Below are 16378 nucleotides of genomic sequence, written 5' to 3' on the forward strand. Positions count from 1 at the left end.
TTAAATATTTTTAAATTTAGATTTTAAGCTAAGATAATATCACGAACTTTTTGCGCGATTAAAGACCAGTCATAATTAGTTACAGCATAATCACGGCAAGTTTGACGGGAAGGAAGTTGAATTTCTCCTAAGAGGATATTTTTTAACTTTTCAGCTATGTCATAAACTTCTATAGAACTGGTAATTAAATCGGGTGAAAATTGCCTTAAAATTTCTGGCATTCCCCCAACAGGTGTACATAAAACAGGTGTACCACAAGCTAAAGATTCAACTACCGCTAAACCAAAGCCTTCAAAAGATTGGCTAGGCATAACTGTTAAATCAGCAGCTTGGTAAGCTATAGGTAATTGCTCATCTGGGAGAAAACCTAAAAATTTAACTGTGTTTTCTAGTCCTAATTCTTTGGCTTGCTGTTGTAGTGCATCTTGCATATAACCACGACCAGCAATTGCTAACCAAACATCAGGAATTTTAGGTTTAATTATAGCTAAAGCTTGTAACAATTTATCAATACCCATGCGATAAACCAAGCGGCGGGATGTAAATAATATCGGTCGATCATCTGGCCAGCCTAATTGCTGTCTTGCCTCTTGTGGTGATAAGTTTGGCTGAAAGCGATGAATATTTACACCACCAGGAATAATGTGAATTTTTTCCCAAGGGACTTGATATTGTTGATGTAAAATATTGCCGAATGCTTTACTCAGAACAATAAAGCGATCGCAGCGATTATAAGTGCTTTTTTCAATTAATAAACGCTTGATAATAATACTAAATTTATTAGTAGCTACTTCTTGCTCACTTTCTGATGCCCAAGGGCCATGAAAGTTAAAAGTAATAGGTACATTTTGCGGTAAAATATCTATAATCGGAAAGCTATATAATGCAAAATGCAAATTAATTGCATCTGGTTTTCCGATTCTACTTTTTTTAAAGTTATTGCGAATAGACCAAAGTCTTTGCCAAATTGGCTGTTCAGGAGAAGCTAAGTTAGTTAATTTTATTGGTGAATTTATATCAATTTCTGGTAAACCAACTCCACATAATTCTATTTGGTCTTGACGGTTGGCTAATTGATGCGTTAGTTCATAAATATATCTTTCTAATCCTCCTGGTGTTTTAGGAAACCAACCCAAGCCAAGTGTCAGTATAGATGCAGACTTAGTATTAAAATTTTCGTTTTTACATCCCACTTTTAAATCTCCTATGATTGTTCGAGTGTGTGTTTTATTACCATCACTCTCAAGTTATTTCTTTTTTAATTTTGCAGTAGATTAATCAGACTAATATTTATATCCTGTAATTTTTACCAAAATCAGCATTCTTTAGGTCTGACTAGATGCAGATTTTGATTTTATATATCTAACTACTAAAATTTCAAAAGCCAATCATCAAAGACAAGTGTTTTTGCAGAGGACAATAATTTATAAACTATTTAGATTCTGGTGTCAAGCAGAAAATTTGTGATTTAAATTACAGGATTTCTGCTGCTAAATAATCTTTAAGTCATCAAAGATATTTATTTTAGGTGAAATTATTGATTCTCTGTATTCAGTTTTACTGTTTTTAGCTATTGTTCAGTAAGTTTTGCTACAAATATGAAGATAATTTTATGAATTCTTCTTGGCTACTTGAAAAATCTATGTGTTTTTCATGAATTTTAGATAAATATCAATTTTCAAATACCCAGTGTTTGTTATCTATGTAATATGTCCTGAAAAAATTAAGCTTAAATACTAGTCTTAATTTTTGAAAGCTTTCACAGGCAGACTCATATCAGGTGAAAAAATCCATAACATCCTACCATCGACAGTAATAAACCAGGGTTTTTTAGCATTATCTATTGATACTTATTTGGGTTGATTGTATCAGTCAGCACAAAAATATCTGCACGCTATTGATAGCTAATTTGTCGCTAAAACTATTTGAATGGCGAAATTTTTGATATCTAATTTTCACGTAAATATTAAGTAGATTATGCCAAAAAATACACATCAAAAGTTGATGAAAGTCCATCAACAACTGCATAAATATATTCAGAAAATATTCAAATTAGGCAATAATCGACAGTTAAAACCTATTTATTTTATGCTGATGGGAATAGCTGTGATATTGCTGGCTTTTTCCCTTGATATAACCACTGAAACCAGTGTTACAGGTGTAGCAGCTAGTACCTATAACACCTCTTGGATAGGTAATAGCTTTGGCGGTGGTAATAAGTGGGTACAAAATAATATTGAAGCGATGTATGTCGCACCTAATGGCACAGTTTATACTAACAGTCATTGGGATGAAGCTGGTAGAGAAGCAGGTATATATAAAGATGGCAATGTAATTGGCATTGTGGAAGACACTCACGGCTGGAGTCGCACTGGTGGTAAAGCAGTTACAGCCAATAGTAAATATATTTATATTGCCTTAGCGCAAGGTTCAGTCGGCAAAACAGATCAAGATTATCCCCCAGATAAGACGACTTGGTACACTGTCAGACGCTATAACTTAGAGGGAAAACCAGCACCTTTTAATGGGGGAAGGGGTTGGGATAAAAGTATGTTAATTATCAGTAATCAAAGTGAAGTTACTGGATTAGCAACTGCGGGAAATGAGTTATATGTAAGTGATTCAGCAACGAATAAAATTCGCGTATACAATAGCGAAACTATGCAGGAACTACGTAGTTTTAGTGTAGTGCGTCCTGGTGCGATCGCTATTGATAAACAAGCAAATCTTTGGGTAATTCACAACCAAAACAAAATTTCCCACTACTCACCCACAGGTAAGCAATTAGCCTCACAAATTACCAATATCACTAAACCAACTGCGATCGCCATTGATCATCAAGGTAGACTTTTAGTTGCAGACAACAGTCAACGTCAGCAAGTATTAATTTACAACATCAAAAATCAGCCTGTGCAGGTTGGTACTTTTGGGATGAAAGGCGGAGTTTATGCGGGTACGCCAGGAGAAGTACAACCATTAAAACTATACGGAATTAGCGGAGTCGGTACCGATAGTTCTGGGAATATCTATGTTAATAGCAATGGATTTAACAACTCAGGTACAGATTTACGCAAGTTTTCCTCATCGGGAAAACCAATATGGCATTTACACGGATTATTATTTGTGGATAACGCCGACGCAGATCCTAAAACCGATGCTTTAGAAGTGTTCACAAAACAAGAACACTTTTTGATGGACTACAACCAACCAGCAGGTAAGCAATGGACTTACAAAGCTTACACCTTAAATCCCTTTAAATATCCCCAAGATCCCCGCTTGCACACTTCCCCAGATGCTACCTTTGTTCGCCGCATTCAAGGTAAGCGGTTTTTATTCCTGACAAATATGTATGCCAGCTTTATGCAAATTTACCGCTTTGACTCTGCGAAGGATGGTAATATTGCGATTCCCGCTGGGATGTTTGCAGGGACAAATGGCGGTGGAGAAAAATCAGTTAGCGGAAATTGGCCGCCTTATCAACCAAATAAAGGAGAATGGATTTGGCGCGATCGCAACGGTAACGGTAAATTTGATCAAGGTGAATATGATCAAAGTGAAGACTATCCCTACTTAGGTGGTTGGTGGGTTGATCGTAAAGGTGATATTTGGAAAACTTTACGCACTCAAGATGGAATTGGGATTCGCCATTATCCCCTGCAAGGACTTGATAAGTATGGTAATCCCATCTATAGCTATAGTTCTATGGAGAAGCAGAAAACTCCTAGCATGATTACCGATGTCCGCCGCATCGAATACTTTCCCGAAACAGATACGATGTATTTATCAGGCTTTACGGTTGATCATCCTGCGATTGGTGATGATAGCGGAGTCGTAGGTTCCGAAATTCTCCGCTTTGATAACTGGCGTAAAGGTAATAATCCCACACTCCGTTGGCGCGTTGTCGTTCCTCACGACACCACAGGTAAGCGCGAAGTAGCCACCGCCGCTATGAGTGTAGCTGGCGACTATGTATTTGCCGTGAAAATGAAAACCGCAGAAGTTTATGTTTACAATGCCAAAACAGGCGCTACTGTCAAAACATTAAAACCAGGAACAGAAGTTGCAGGTGAAAGTGGTTGGATTGATATACCCCAAGGTATCCGCGCTTTGCGACGTTCTAATGGTGAATATGTAGTGTTTGTAGAAGAAAATTGGAAAGGGAAAGTAATTATGTATCGCTTTAAAAGTTAGTTGATTTGGTAAAAATTAGTTCGTTTTAGATCCCCGACTTCTTAAAGAAGTTGGGGATCTATTTATGCAAATTAATTTATATAAAATGTAGTATTTTGCTACTAAAAATCAATATTTATTAATAATAGAAATTGCTTCACATTGAATGCTATTTTTTCATCAAATAAACAAATAAATTACCTTCCCTCTCTATCAGAAGTGAATTATCATACTAAATACATTTTACTAGAAGCACCGCATAAAGTTTATGTACAATCGCCAAAAACAAGCTGAAAAAGTAGAAATAAAAAGTATAAAGAATATAGCTCTAATTTAATTTGCTAATCATCATAGATTATCTATATACCCAGATTATTTACCCAAATATATATGCAGATAAAAAAAATATTTACAAAATTTACAAAAACTAATGCCAGGTATTTTGCTGGAACGGATGCAATATATTCATTCCAGCTTGATAACTCGTTGGATTTTACTAAAGGGAAGTCAACCATTACAACTTAATCAAAAATCTGTGATGGTATTTTCTCCCCACCAAGATGATGAAACATTTGGTTGTGGAGGGATGATTGCTTATAAACGTGAGCAAAATATTCCAGTAATAGTGGTATTTCTCACCAATGGTCAAGGTTCAAGAGATATAGATACAGAATCAAGAAATAAAATTATTCAAACCCGTAAACAAGAAGCAATTAAAGCATTAAATATATTGGGTGTAGAGACATCAGCAATTTACTTTTTAGATAAAGCAGATGGGTATTTGCAAGCTTTAAACAGTCATGAAAAACAAGCAGCGATCGCCCAAATTACTGCACTCCTAAAACATTATCAACCAGAGGAAGTTTATCTACCACATTGCAAAGATTGTCATCGAGATCATGAGGCTACATACCCTTTGGTTAAAGCGGCAATTAAGCAAGCAAAAATTAAAGTTGAATTATTTCAATATCCGATTTGGTTATTTTGGAGAGCGCCATTATTTATTATGCTCAAATTATCAGATATAGCCACCGCTTATAGTTTTCCTATTACCTCAGTACAGCAGAAGAAAAATCAGGCGATCGCCGCCTATACCTCTCAACTTGAAAGTTTACCTCCTGGTTTTGTTAATCGCTTCTTGGGTGCTTATGAGATATTTTTTAAAGTTGAATCTTAATTATTTTGACTTAGTTATGACTGTCTTATATCAGGAATAGTAATGTTTTTGCTCCTGCCTTCTACCTCCTGCCTCCTGCCTTCTAGCTATCAATTACATCTATAGAGAAAAATCCTATGAAAATCTTACATATTACAAATCATGTAGAAAAAATTGGTAATGGAATTGTGAATGTAGCAGTAGATTTAGCCTGTCTACAATCACAAGATGGACATGATGTAGCTGTTGCTTCGGCTGGTGGTGGATTTGAAACTTTACTAGCACAACATAACATCAAACACTTTCACCTCAATCAATGCAGACAACCCCTCAACCTAATTAAAGCTGCTTGGCGTTTTAAAGAAATTATCCAGCAATTTCAGCCAGATATTGTTCATGCACACATGATGACAGGCGTTGTACTAGCCGGAGTTCTACGCAAAGCTGACAACTATCATTTAGTCTCTACAGTTCACAACGAGTTTCAACGTAGTGCTGTCTTAATGGGATTGGCAGATCGAGTCATCGCCGTCAGCCAAGCCGTATATGATTCTATGGTTCGCCGTGGTATACCCCAAAATAAATTATGCGTAGTTGCCAACGGCACATTAGGTAGTCCTCGCCACCCCAGCATTCAAGATTACCAACCTCTACCCTTACATCGTCCAGCTATCACCACTGTTGCTGGAATGTATACTCGTAAAGGCATTGCAGAATTAATCACCGCATTTACAAAAATTGCCCCCAACTTCCCCGCAGCACACTTATATTTAGTTGGTGACGGCCCAGATCGTTCAATATTTGAAGCAATAGTAGAAAACATAGCCTGCGGCGAACTACGTCAACGCATTCATTTTGAAGGTTTTCAGCCAGAACCCCAACGTTATATGCTGGCCAGTGATATCTTTGTTTTGGCTTCTTACTGCGAATCTTTTGGTTTAGTCTTAACAGAAGCGAGAGAAGCTGGTTGTGCCATTGTTGCCAGCGATGTAGACGGCATTCCCGAAACATTAGATCATCGTCAAGCTGGCATTCTTGTACCACCAAAAGACAGTCAAACCTTAGCCAATGTTCTCACGCAATTACTTGGTGATCCTGTACAACTCCAATATTGGCAAAACCGCGCCAAACAAAATTTAGAACGGTTCAAAGCAGCAAGAGTGCATGAAGAAACAATGAATGTGTACCGTGAATTAGTCAAAAACTATAGCACCCGTACCGTTATGAATACACAAGAAGTCTTACTCATCAAAACTCCCACCGCCCCAATGCGTTAAATTAACTGGGAAGTTCTGGTGATGTTGCGATCGCCACGCAATTGGGGCTAACTTTGTAGAGACTCATTCAGTTGTTGCTGGAGTTGTTGGACTTCTGCGATCGATAAGCCTGTTACACGCGCAACCATTTCCATCGGTAAACCTTCCCGTAAAGAATTATTGGCAATTTCTCTCTGTGTTCTTGCCTCTGCTTCTTCCTGAATAGACCGATAAATGACTGATTCCTGCATAATATCCCTCCGTACTAAGCTATAAATTACTTTATACCGATTTTGTTTTGAGTAAACCTAACGTTTGATGAGGTATGGTAGGGCGATCGCTCCCACACTCCCACCGATAATCCTTAATTAACTCTCTGCATGAGATAATTTAACCCTGTTGGTGTTGAGACAAGGGTGAAAATTTATGGAGTACGACTTTAAAGCATTGGCAGAACTTTACAAAAACGCACTCCTGAATGACGTACTCCCATTTTGGGAACAGCACTCCTTAGACTTGGAACAAGGCGGTTACTTTACCTGCTTAAATCGTCAAGGTCAAGTTTACGACACCGACAAATTTATCTGGTTGCAAAACCGCCAAGTCTGGACTTTTTCGATGTTGTGCAACCAATTAGAAAAACGCGAAAACTGGCTGAACATTGCCAGCAATGGTGCAAAGTTCCTCGCCCAACATGGCAGAGATGACGAAGGAAATTGGTATTTTGCCCTGACGCGCGAAGGTCAACCCCTAGTCCAGCCTTACAATATTTTCTCTGATTGCTTTGCAGCAATGGCATTTAGCCAATATGCTTTAGCCTCCGGTGAAGAGTGGGCTAAAGATGTGGCAATGCAAGCTTACAACAATGTGTTGCGTCGTAAAGATAATCCTAAAGGTAAATACACTAAAACTTATCCCGGTACAAGACCAATGAAAGCTTTGGCTGTGCCGATGATTTTAGCTAACCTGACTCTCGAAATGGAATGGTTACTTCCTAGTGAAACTTTAGAGAGTGTTTTAGCTACAACCGTTCAGGAAGTGATGAATGATTTCCTCGACCAAAAACGAGGACTAATGTATGAAAATGTTGCCCCCGATGGTTCCCACATCAATTGTTTTGAAGCCAGATTACTTAATCCCGGTCACGGTATTGAAGCGATGTGGTTTATTATGGACATCGCCCGCCGGAAAAACGATCTGCAAACAATTGACCAAGCTGTTGATGTGGTACTGAATATCTTAAATTTTGCTTGGGATGAAGAATACGGCGGCTTGTATTACTTTATGGATGCAAATGGACATCCGCCACAGCAATTGGAATGGGATCAAAAGTTGTGGTGGGTACATCTAGAATCGTTAGTTGCATTAGCAATGGGTTATCGCCTGACAAAACGTGCAGCCTGCTGGGAATGGTATGAAAAAATGCACGATTACGCCTGGAAGCACTTTGCCGATCCCGAATATGGCGAGTGGTTTGGCTATCTCAATCGGCGAGGCGAAGTATTATTAAATCTAAAAGGCGGTAAATGGAAGGGATGTTTTCATGTACCCCGTGCTTTATACCTGTGTTGGCAACAATTTGCGGCTTTGAGTTCTGACTCCTGACTCCTGTTTGATAACAAAAAACCTCGGCGAAACTAACCGAGGTTCAACGAGAAGGTCTGAATGTCGATGGGAGATACCGATACCGAAGTCTAAAACTCTTAGCTAACTGCAAAACCGAATAATACTAAACCTGTTACAAACAAACTTGCAACTGCGCCTTGGATAAAGTAACGACGCTGTTCCCAAATTGCTGGGTATTCAGCGTAGTACATCTGGGGTTCGGTTGCATAGTTGTTTAAAACGCCATCTTCATTAACGGTGGTATACATAGTTGTTTTCCTTGGTTGTTAACTTATGTAAATAAATTTAACAAGTTTGTTACAAAACGTCAACTAGACTTGACAAAAAAAAATTTTATTCTTCTCATTACGCCAACTTATCAACTTTAGGGCTGACGCAGTAAAACGAATCCCCAATCGCTACGATTTAGTCTTGTCTGGGATGGCTTTCAAGCTAAGACGGGGCAAGGGATAACCACGATTCCACTAATTACTGGTGGTAAGGCTCCAAAGCTATCTGGCGGATTCCGCCAGATAGCTTTCAGCGTAGAGAGTCTATGCCCTTGTTTCGTCAGAGCCGAAAAGCCTAGCAACTGCGATCGCCGTCAAGCCCTTAAGCAAGCCAAGTGAATCGCGCATTATCAAACGAAAAAACTCCCATCTCGACATACTGGGAGTCCTTCGCGCTAAATCTCTGTATTTTTCTACAAATTCGCCCAACATTTCTTCAAGGTCGGCGTATGTACTAAAAAGTCCGGCTTGATCAATTTTTTGTCTTTGCTTGGCATAGTCAATGACCTTAACAATAAATTTAGCAAATTGCCGTCCGAGGAAAATAACACCCTGGACAAATATCCCGGACAAAGCATCTGTTAGAACTTTTGAGAGCCATGTCGGGATTTGAATCTGAACTAACATAAGCAGACATCAGGTAAAAAAAATCTACTAATATTATAGATGGTCGATAATAGCTTTTTGTCGATATATGTACTAGAATGATAATGAAAAGCCCACAGCTTTGACAGAGAGGAGAATGCGAGCAGAAATGCTCAACTAACAGCGCGGCAAGGATATATACTCATGGGCGACACAACAACAAAAAAGGTCAGAGAAGCGGCTTATCCGCTTTCAGATTTAGAGGAAATCATCTTATCCGTTCTTTCCGGGAGGGATAAACTTTATGGATTGCAAATTAGTAAAACAATAGAAGCCGGAAGTGGAGGCAAGCTCCAAATAGGATTCGGTTCTTTGTATCCAGCATTGCGAAGACTGGAAGCCAGGAAGCTTGTTGAATCACAGTGGGGAGATGAGGAGCCTGAAGAAAGAGGTGGTGCTCGTAGGCGTTACTATAAAATCACATCTTCAGGTGAAGAAGTCCTGCGAGAGAAGATCAATATCAGAGAAAGCATTGCCAAATACGAACCTGTAATCGCCTAGTTTTCAGGGCATCAAATAAAGATTAAAGATCGTAGAAATTAATAAGGATTAAATAGAATCCACTCAAGCATTTGCAAGCTTTGAGTGGATTCTGCTTTTTTACAACAGCCATAATCATGAAGGAAATTTAGCTTTAATCCACGCCTTCCACCTTTCGATGAAAGCCCAGACCGGAGACGCTATAGCCGCGACGAGATCGCATCCCAAATCTTCAACGGTGATGTGACGCGATTTACTTAACAATCAAGGGTTTGGGGAAGGGTATAGGGGTAAAATCAAGTCAAAAATTAAAAGTCAAAAATTCTCTGACTTTTGAATTTTGACTTCCCTGTAAGGGTGTAGGTGTTTAAAACCCTTAAACCCTCACACCCATTCTTCACAGACAACCTTTGTGCGTATGGTACTAAACTGAAATCTGGAGTGAAGAGGAAAAAGTTGATGAGATTGTTAATCAGTACATTAGTTGCCAGTGTTAGTCTTGGGCTGTCTGCATTACCTGTTCCCGCACAACAGTCGGTTTCGGAAACTCAAGTTGCAGCGATGGTAGAAGCATTGCGAAAAGCTGCACCTCAAACAGGTAAAGTCAACGATGGACTGTATAGCGACTGGCAAGTTCAACCTGGTACAGTCAAAGCTTGGTCAAAATTTTGTCTGAAAAAAGAACTGACACCAACACAGTTTGAAAATAATCCAGCAACTGCTCGCCAAATTATTTCTTGCATCACACGCCGGGAGTTAGACAAACAATTACGCGCTACTAACAATAATGAAACTGCGGCGGTTAATGGTGTAGCTTGTTGGTGGATGACGGGCAACTATACAGGTTGCAATAGCGGTTTTACTGCTGCTTACGTACGAAAAGTTGTGGCTTTTTATCAGCAGCAACGTTCTCAACCTTCCGCTACTCAATCAGCAAAATAACTTTCTTATTTCTATATTATTAATATAATGATGTGCCATTGATATATAGATATATCAATGGCTATCTATTAAAAATTAAGATGGTAAATCCTGACAAATAAATGCCAAAATAAGCGAAAATGCTTATTGAAAGTGAATTAGATTTTAAATTCACGGTTGGGCAGAGTCTAGGGAAAATTATGTTCTCAGCCACCTCCTGTTTAGGTAAAATTGAGGAGTATGCAGAATTTTGCCTACTTCAATTGTTGTATATGCAATTGATTTTCTGTTGAAAACAAAAACCAATTAAATACACATCATAATATTTAATTAAAAAAAATAAATTACATTCAACTCTCACACCACAGGCAATTATCGTGTTAGAAGCATGTATACTCGCAACCATTTTTTTGCGGATTTTTCGGCATAATTTTCAAAAAAAAATTTGGTCATGAAAATCATCTCTATGGATGTGATGAGTACAGGGGTGATTGCTTATTACGTGCTGATTGCTTCACGGGATGGTTTGTTTACGCCAATTCTTTCCGATGTTAAACAAAGGGCTTATGCTGATCCGGTTCCGCAAGCTGTGATATTAACTGCGATCGTTATTGGCTTTTCGATTCAAGCCTTAATGCTGGTTGGTGTTATGAAACTAGCGCGGGATAACCCAACTTTGGAAAGTAATGAAATCGAGAATAACAACACCCCATGAATACCATAACGATCGCCTGGATTGGCTTACCATTTTTGATTGGGTTTGTGATTTATCTGCTGCCCAAACTTGACCGCTATCTCGCCTTTGGTATGGCTTTGGCTTCGGCGGTATATGCGTTACAGCTATTTATCACCCCACCCCTAACTCTCAAATTACTCGATAATTTTGGCGTAACTTTAACAGTAGACGAGTTAAGCGGCTACTTTATTTTGACCAATGCTTTGGTAACAGCCGCCGTCATTCTTTATTGTTGGCAAAGTGGCAAGACAGCTTTTTTTTTACGCCCAGACAATCATTTTGCATGGTAGTGTAAATGCTGCCTTTGTCGGTTCAGATTTGATTAGTCTATACGTCGCCCTAGAGGTAAGTGGCATTGCAGCGTTTCTGTTAATTGCCTATCCCCGCACTGATCGTTCGATTTGGGTGGGCTTGCGCTATTTATTTGTCAGTAACGTGGCAATGCTGTTTTATCTCATCGGTGCGGTGTTAGTCTATCAGGCGGATCATTCCTTTAGTTTTGCTGGGTTGCGAGTCGCACCACCAGAAGCACTGGCATTGATTTTTTTAGGACTCTTGACAAAAGGTGGAATTTTTGTATCAGGCTTGTGGTTGCCATTGACTCACTCGGAATCAGAAACACCAGTATCGGCATTGATGTCAGGAGTTGTGGTGAAAGCTGCTGTATATCCCTTGGTGCGATGTGCGCTGATGGTGGCAGAAGTTGACCCGATAGTGAGAATTTTTGGCGTTGGTACGGCACTTTTGGGAGTGTCTTATGCCGTCTTGGAAAAAGATACTAAGCGAATGCTGGCGTTTCACACAGTTTCCCAGTTGGGTTTTATTCTCGCAGCGCCAATTGTCGGTGGTTTTTATGCCCTGACTCACGGACTGGTGAAGGCGGCATTGTTCTTGATTGCTGGTAGCTTACCCAGTCGCAACTTCAAAGAACTGCAAAATCGACCAATCAATACGGCGGTGTGGATTGCTTTAGTAATCGCTAGTTTCTCAATTTCTGGCTTTCCCTTATTGTCTGGGTTTGGGGCGAAGGTTTTGACGACGAAAAATCTCTTACCTTGGCAAGCGATCGCGATGAATATAGCCGCCCTCGGAACAGCAATTTCCTTTGCCAAATTCATCTTTCTGCCGTTTGGGGGAGAAGGTAAGACAAAACCCAGTTTTTGGGCAGCAATGAGCTTATTAATTGGTGGGCTGTTTATCGCCAATATTGCCTATTACGATGCTTACACGGTTGAGAACATCATCAAACCCCTCTTAACCATTGGTATTGGTTGGTTAGCTTACCTGCTAATTTTTAAACGCTTAGTAATTAAGCTACCCCGTGTACTGGAGCAATTTGATCATTTGATTGGTGTGATGAGTTTAGTGTTAATGCTGCTGTTCTGGAAGGGATTTGCATGGTTGCCTATCTAAATTTGATATTGCGATTGGCTATTTGGTTTTTGCTGACTGCTAACTTCAGTCTGGCAAATATCATCATTGGCGTAAGCATCGCCCTGTTACTGCCTGGTTTGCCTAAAGTCTCAGGCACTTTAAAAGATTGGCTACGTGTGCTATGGGAAATCATCGTCGCCATTCCCCAAGCTTATATAGAAGCATTTGAAATTATCTTCCGTCCCCATAAATATGAAGAAGTAACACTCGAACAAGTCAAACCACGCCGCACTCCCGGACTGATATTCCTCGACATCTTTTTGATTACTTTTACACCCAAAACCATTGTTTTGAAATATCACGAAGCAGGCTGGTACGAAGTTCATTGGGTACGCCGGAGGAAAAAGGTATGATTTTGAATCTGCTACTGTTTGCCATGATTGCCGCCCTACTCATCCCCATGTATGAAGCTTGGCAGGATGATGATATTTGGCAAAAAATGTTGGCATTTGCCAGTATTTCCACCAAAGCAGCCATCATGATTTTAGTTGTATCTGTCTTGCGTGATGATTGGATGATTGGTGTGGTGGGGGTGATTATCCTGAGTGTGGGAAATGCCGCCTTGATGCTGTTAGCCCAAGTCATCAAACGGATGAGTGATGTTTTGCAAGGGTGAATTATGATCAACGCACTGAGTTATTTCTGCATTGGTTTAGGGATTATCTTTTGGTTTTGGGGGACTTTTCCCTTATTGGGCGATCGCTCGGTATTATTCAAACTGCATGGTCTGACAGTAGCAGATACCCTCGGCTCGATGAGTATCATTGTCGGATTGTTGCTGAAGATACCCAGCGAATGGCCGCTACTGATTCTGGCGCTCATTTCCTTAGCAATGTGGAATACCATGCTGGGATATGTTTTGGCTTATTGTTCCAGTAGTAAGGAAAGTCATGACCGATAACTATATCTATGTGATCATTCCTCTGCTACCCTTAGCTGCGTCGATGGTGATCTTTCAATCAAATCCCTACCATGCTTTAGTCATACGGGGAATATTGGGAGCAGTCGCCGCATTTGTTTATACAGTGTTGGGGGCAGCAGATGTGGCCTTAACCGAGGCGCTGGTGGGGACAATGTTGGCGATTACCTTATATGCGATCGCAGTGCGTTCATCACTAGTTCTGCGTCTGGGATTACTTCAAGAAGAGGAAAATGCAGACTTTAAGCCACTTATTGATAGTTTCCGCGCAATTTTTAGCAAACGCTATTATCTGCGTCTAGAACTAGTTCCATACACAGATATGGAAACCTTACATCAGGCGCTAAACAACAAAGAAGTCCATGCAATTTGTCTACCACAGGCAAAACATGATCCTCAAGACGAGGAAACGCAACCATATCACACCATCACCAGAATCCGACGCATTTATGACATCATGCACACTCAACTGACATCATCAATCACCAGTTTGAGTCATGCCAGTACATCACCAACCAACACACCAGATTTAAAAACACCTGTTTTGGGAGAGCATTCATGATGAAATGGCTCTACATTATTGCCGGAATCGCCCTATTTGGCAAATTTCTGTTTATTGCTAACCCTACCTTAGATTTACCAGATATCTCGATTTTGGAAGCGGTTGTTCAAGATAGTGGCATACCAAATGCCGTGTCAGGGATTATTTTTCGCAATCGCTTGTATGACACGATTTTTGAAGTGGTGGTATTTACAATCGCCATCATGGGAGCTAATTTTTTACTGGCGAACGAGAAACCCTCCACCACAATTTATCGTTTCACCGATCAGCCATCAATTGTATTGGCAAGATTGGGTGCGACTATCGCTGCTTTAGTCAGTATCGAACTAGGGATTCGCGGACATCTCAGCCCTGGTGGTGGTTTTGCTGCTGGGGTGGCGGGTGGAACAGCGATTGGCTTAGTAGCAATTACTTCGTCCCCAGAATGGATGCAAGCAATTTACCAACGCTGGCAAGCCGCCACATGGGAGAAAATTTCGGTATTAGTTTTTGTGATTCTGGCGGTAATTAATTTGTCTGGTGTGGAATTACCACACGGGGAGATGGGCGCACTAATTAGTGGCGGTTTTATCCCCATACTCAATTTGTTAGTCGCAATTAAAGTCGCCTTGGGTTCCTGGGCGGTGATTTTGATTTTTATTCGTTATCGGGGATTGTTGTAACACAACAGGACTTACGCACAAAGATTGTCTGTGGAGATTGGGTTTAGGGGTGAAAGGGTTTGGGGTGAAAAGGTTTGGGATACATACACGCCCATACCCCATACTTGCCAGCCGGAGCAGGTAAACTACTGTCCTGATGTCCAACTTCGTAGTTTAGTTAGTGTAGGTTTAGAAGGTGTTGACAAATTGAGTCGGTATTGGAACATTGGGACATAGGAACCATTACCCTCGCGGACTGTAACGAGAAAGGCTGTTTTATTGCGTGGATCTTTACCGATTTTATCGATGTAAGCAAACTGTATTTGTTTTATGTTTAAAGGTTTTGCTTGTTTAAATCCTGGTTTTGAAATACAAACAATAGTACTTCCATCTTGATACCTACCTGAGTAAAACCAATATGTTTGCCCTTTGGTTTGAAATTCGGATTTATAGAAAATAGTAAACCTGTCAAATTCATTTAATTGCTGATTTTGTTTACAGTTATTGTCAATGTATATTTCTTGAGCAACAGTTGGAGGAGTGGAGAATAAAGCTATTATTAAACTCAGAGTAATTCCAGAGAATAGTTTTGTTTTAGACATAAATTTATTAATCAAAAGTTTCCTCTAAGAATCATACTGCTTTAACTACAACCTTCTTTAATACCATCTCCAAACACCTGGTAAATTCTGAGGAGCGATCGCTCAGAAATAATCTGGCTGTGAAAAAATGGTAGAAAGCGCCCTGAAAATTGCGGATGATGGGAGTTTAACTTTGTTTGCGGTGGGTTAGCGATCGCCTAACCCATCCCTGTTAAAATTAAAATTTAAGAATTATTCTTCGTCATCTTCACATTCTTCGTCATATTCTTCCTCGTCTTCGTCTGCGCCAAATATTTCATCTATGAGTTCTTGAGCGCGTTCGTTGGAAATATTCAACGCTTCTTGTAACTCAGAAATATAATTTTGTTCTTCATCAGGTACTTCTTCATCAATACCTACTACCAAAATGGCAGTGATGTATGCAGCTTCCCGATAACCTCTGTTGGGTAATGATTCAATCGCTTTAACAATTAATTCTTCTGGATCTTCTTCTTCTAGGAGGCTGGTTAAGGTTTCGCCTAATTCGTCAAAGTCTTCGTCAGAATAATCTTCAAATTGAGCAATTTCGCCCAGCATCTCACTCAAAGCATATTCTTCTGCGTTAGAAATACCATCACCATCAGATGCTGCGGAGAATAGTCCGATCAGAGCGATCGCAACTTCTGGTTCTAAAGCCACTGAACTGGCGCTACGGCCTCTAGGCAAACGTCTAGACATAAAAATCCTATAAAAGTTTGATACTGCGTCAAAAAGCAATCTCTAAGGCTAAAAATCGCTTCCCAATTAGCATTCCCAAAAAAATCCGAAAAAACACAGATGCTTTTGTTTTTTTTGTAAACTTTTTTATATAGCAGGAAGCAGAAGCTAAAAGTATTACTATACAGATGATTTAGGTAACAATATTTACAGTCATTGCGAGCGAAGCAAAGCAATCCCACCCCTTACGATTGCTTCGCTTCCG

The 16378-nt window shown here is 39.8% G+C and carries 17 protein-coding genes and 2 pseudogenes; 13 read left to right on the plus strand and 6 right to left on the minus strand.

Annotation, left to right across the window (positions count from 1 at the left end; translation table 11 throughout):
• Positions 1 to 23: 23 nt before the first annotated feature.
• A complete protein-coding gene (locus ACX27_RS17615; protein WP_062294752.1) occupies positions 24 to 1193 on the minus strand; it encodes a glycosyltransferase family 4 protein in 1170 nt (389 codons plus the stop codon).
• Between the two features lie 784 nt (positions 1194 to 1977).
• Here ACX27_RS17615 and ACX27_RS17620 point away from each other — a divergent pair.
• The 3 genes from ACX27_RS17620 to ACX27_RS17630 all read left to right on the plus strand — a co-directional run bounded on the left by ACX27_RS17620 (position 1978) and on the right by ACX27_RS17630 (position 6603).
• A complete protein-coding gene (locus tag ACX27_RS17620) occupies positions 1978 to 4191 on the plus strand; it encodes an NHL repeat-containing protein (RefSeq protein WP_062294753.1) in 2214 nt (737 codons plus the stop codon).
• 409 nt (positions 4192 to 4600) lie between these two features.
• The gene (locus tag ACX27_RS17625; RefSeq protein WP_062294754.1) at positions 4601 to 5347 is read left to right on the plus strand and encodes a PIG-L deacetylase family protein; all 747 of its coding nucleotides are present in this window, start codon (positions 4601 to 4603) and stop codon (positions 5345 to 5347) included.
• 116 nt (positions 5348 to 5463) lie between these two features.
• Positions 5464 to 6603, plus strand: a complete 1140-nt coding sequence (locus tag ACX27_RS17630) for a glycosyltransferase family 4 protein (protein WP_062294755.1) — start codon at positions 5464 to 5466, stop codon at positions 6601 to 6603.
• Between the two features lie 47 nt (positions 6604 to 6650).
• On the opposite strand, the gene ACX27_RS17635 is transcribed toward ACX27_RS17630, so the two are convergent.
• Entirely contained in the window at positions 6651 to 6833 is a 183-nt protein-coding gene (locus ACX27_RS17635) for a hypothetical protein (RefSeq protein ID WP_062294756.1), read from the minus strand.
• 175 nt (positions 6834 to 7008) lie between these two features.
• Between ACX27_RS17635 and ACX27_RS17640 the strand changes: the two genes are divergently transcribed.
• Entirely contained in the window at positions 7009 to 8187 is a 1179-nt protein-coding gene (locus ACX27_RS17640) for a n-acyl-d-glucosamine 2-epimerase (protein WP_062294757.1), read from the plus strand.
• Between the two features lie 98 nt (positions 8188 to 8285).
• Here the strand turns inward: ACX27_RS17640 and psb34 are convergent, their stop codons facing one another.
• Together psb34 and ACX27_RS17650 are read right to left on the minus strand one after the other, a co-directional pair.
• A complete protein-coding gene (psb34, locus tag ACX27_RS31805; RefSeq protein WP_062294758.1) occupies positions 8286 to 8456 on the minus strand; it encodes a photosystem II assembly protein Psb34 in 171 nt (56 codons plus the stop codon).
• A 285-nt stretch (positions 8457 to 8741) separates the two neighbouring features.
• Entirely contained in the window at positions 8742 to 9104 is a 363-nt protein-coding gene (locus ACX27_RS17650; protein WP_062294759.1) for a hypothetical protein, read from the minus strand.
• Between the two features lie 162 nt (positions 9105 to 9266).
• Between ACX27_RS17650 and ACX27_RS17655 the strand changes: the two genes are divergently transcribed.
• From ACX27_RS17655 to ACX27_RS17695, 9 genes and pseudogenes are all read left to right on the plus strand, one after another.
• Positions 9267 to 9623, plus strand: coding sequence for a PadR family transcriptional regulator (locus ACX27_RS17655; protein WP_062294760.1), 357 nt, complete (start codon positions 9267 to 9269; stop codon positions 9621 to 9623).
• A gap of 438 nt (positions 9624 to 10061) precedes the next feature.
• Complete coding sequence (locus ACX27_RS17660; RefSeq protein WP_062294761.1) at positions 10062 to 10544, plus strand: hypothetical protein; 483 nt, start codon at positions 10062 to 10064, stop codon at positions 10542 to 10544.
• Positions 10545 to 10900: 356 nt separating this feature from the next.
• Positions 10901 to 11238 (plus strand): annotated as a pseudogene (locus ACX27_RS17665) (cation:proton antiporter subunit C).
• Positions 11235 to 12672 (plus strand): annotated as a pseudogene (locus ACX27_RS17670) (cation:proton antiporter). The pseudogenes ACX27_RS17665 and ACX27_RS17670 overlap by 4 nt, the downstream one beginning before the upstream one ends.
• Entirely contained in the window at positions 12657 to 13046 is a 390-nt protein-coding gene (locus ACX27_RS17675) for a Na+/H+ antiporter subunit E (protein ID WP_062294762.1), read from the plus strand. The pseudogene ACX27_RS17670 and the gene ACX27_RS17675 overlap by 16 nt, the downstream one beginning before the upstream one ends.
• Positions 13043 to 13309 carry a hypothetical protein gene (locus ACX27_RS17680; RefSeq protein WP_144427481.1) on the plus strand — a complete coding sequence of 89 codons (267 nt, stop codon included), beginning with the start codon at positions 13043 to 13045 and terminating at the stop codon, positions 13307 to 13309. The genes ACX27_RS17675 and ACX27_RS17680 overlap by 4 nt, the downstream gene beginning before the upstream one ends.
• A gap of 3 nt (positions 13310 to 13312) precedes the next feature.
• Positions 13313 to 13594 carry a monovalent cation/H(+) antiporter subunit G gene (locus ACX27_RS17685; RefSeq protein ID WP_062294763.1) on the plus strand — a complete coding sequence of 94 codons (282 nt, stop codon included), beginning with the start codon at positions 13313 to 13315 and terminating at the stop codon, positions 13592 to 13594.
• Positions 13584 to 14174: a DUF4040 domain-containing protein gene (locus tag ACX27_RS17690; protein ID WP_062294764.1), complete on the plus strand. Its 591-nt coding sequence runs from the start codon at positions 13584 to 13586 to the stop codon at positions 14172 to 14174. The genes ACX27_RS17685 and ACX27_RS17690 overlap by 11 nt, the downstream gene beginning before the upstream one ends.
• Complete coding sequence (locus ACX27_RS17695; protein ID WP_062294765.1) at positions 14174 to 14836, plus strand: Na(+)/H(+) antiporter subunit B; 663 nt, start codon at positions 14174 to 14176, stop codon at positions 14834 to 14836. Before ACX27_RS17690 ends, ACX27_RS17695 begins: the two co-directional genes overlap by 1 nt.
• 125 nt (positions 14837 to 14961) lie before the next feature.
• On the opposite strand, the gene ACX27_RS17700 is transcribed toward ACX27_RS17695, so the two are convergent.
• Positions 14962 to 15417: a hypothetical protein gene (locus ACX27_RS17700; protein WP_062294766.1), complete on the minus strand. Its 456-nt coding sequence runs from the start codon at positions 15415 to 15417 to the stop codon at positions 14962 to 14964.
• A gap of 231 nt (positions 15418 to 15648) precedes the next feature.
• Positions 15649 to 16134 (minus strand): tellurite resistance TerB family protein, encoded by a 486-nt coding sequence (locus ACX27_RS17705; RefSeq protein WP_062294767.1) that lies wholly within the window; start codon positions 16132 to 16134, stop codon positions 15649 to 15651.
• Between the last annotated feature and the right edge of the window lie 244 nt (positions 16135 to 16378).

This window comes from Nostoc piscinale CENA21 (assembly GCF_001298445.1).
Lineage (GTDB): Bacteria > Cyanobacteriota > Cyanobacteriia > Cyanobacteriales > Nostocaceae > Nostoc_B > Nostoc_B piscinale_A.

Coding starts and splice junctions, on each gene's coding strand:
- ACX27_RS17620 (WP_062294753.1), top strand. CDS start 1,978: ATGCCAAAAAATACACATCAAAAGTTGATGAAAGTCCATCAACAACTG.
- ACX27_RS17625 (WP_062294754.1), top strand. CDS start 4,601: ATGCCAGGTATTTTGCTGGAACGGATGCAATATATTCATTCCAGCTTG.
- ACX27_RS17630 (WP_062294755.1), top strand. CDS start 5,464: ATGAAAATCTTACATATTACAAATCATGTAGAAAAAATTGGTAATGGA.
- ACX27_RS17635 (WP_062294756.1), bottom strand. CDS start 6,833: ATGCAGGAATCAGTCATTTATCGGTCTATTCAGGAAGAAGCAGAGGCA.
- ACX27_RS17640 (WP_062294757.1), top strand. CDS start 7,009: ATGGAGTACGACTTTAAAGCATTGGCAGAACTTTACAAAAACGCACTC.
- psb34 (WP_062294758.1), bottom strand. CDS start 8,456: ATGTATACCACCGTTAATGAAGATGGCGTTTTAAACAACTATGCAACC.
- ACX27_RS17650 (WP_062294759.1), bottom strand. CDS start 9,104: ATGTTAGTTCAGATTCAAATCCCGACATGGCTCTCAAAAGTTCTAACA.
- ACX27_RS17655 (WP_062294760.1), top strand. CDS start 9,267: ATGGGCGACACAACAACAAAAAAGGTCAGAGAAGCGGCTTATCCGCTT.
- ACX27_RS17660 (WP_062294761.1), top strand. CDS start 10,062: ATGAGATTGTTAATCAGTACATTAGTTGCCAGTGTTAGTCTTGGGCTG.
- ACX27_RS17675 (WP_062294762.1), top strand. CDS start 12,657: ATGGTTGCCTATCTAAATTTGATATTGCGATTGGCTATTTGGTTTTTG.
- ACX27_RS17680 (WP_144427481.1), top strand. CDS start 13,043: ATGATTTTGAATCTGCTACTGTTTGCCATGATTGCCGCCCTACTCATC.
- ACX27_RS17685 (WP_062294763.1), top strand. CDS start 13,313: ATGATCAACGCACTGAGTTATTTCTGCATTGGTTTAGGGATTATCTTT.
- ACX27_RS17690 (WP_062294764.1), top strand. CDS start 13,584: ATGACCGATAACTATATCTATGTGATCATTCCTCTGCTACCCTTAGCT.
- ACX27_RS17695 (WP_062294765.1), top strand. CDS start 14,174: ATGAAATGGCTCTACATTATTGCCGGAATCGCCCTATTTGGCAAATTT.
- ACX27_RS17700 (WP_062294766.1), bottom strand. CDS start 15,417: ATGTCTAAAACAAAACTATTCTCTGGAATTACTCTGAGTTTAATAATA.
- ACX27_RS17705 (WP_062294767.1), bottom strand. CDS start 16,134: ATGTCTAGACGTTTGCCTAGAGGCCGTAGCGCCAGTTCAGTGGCTTTA.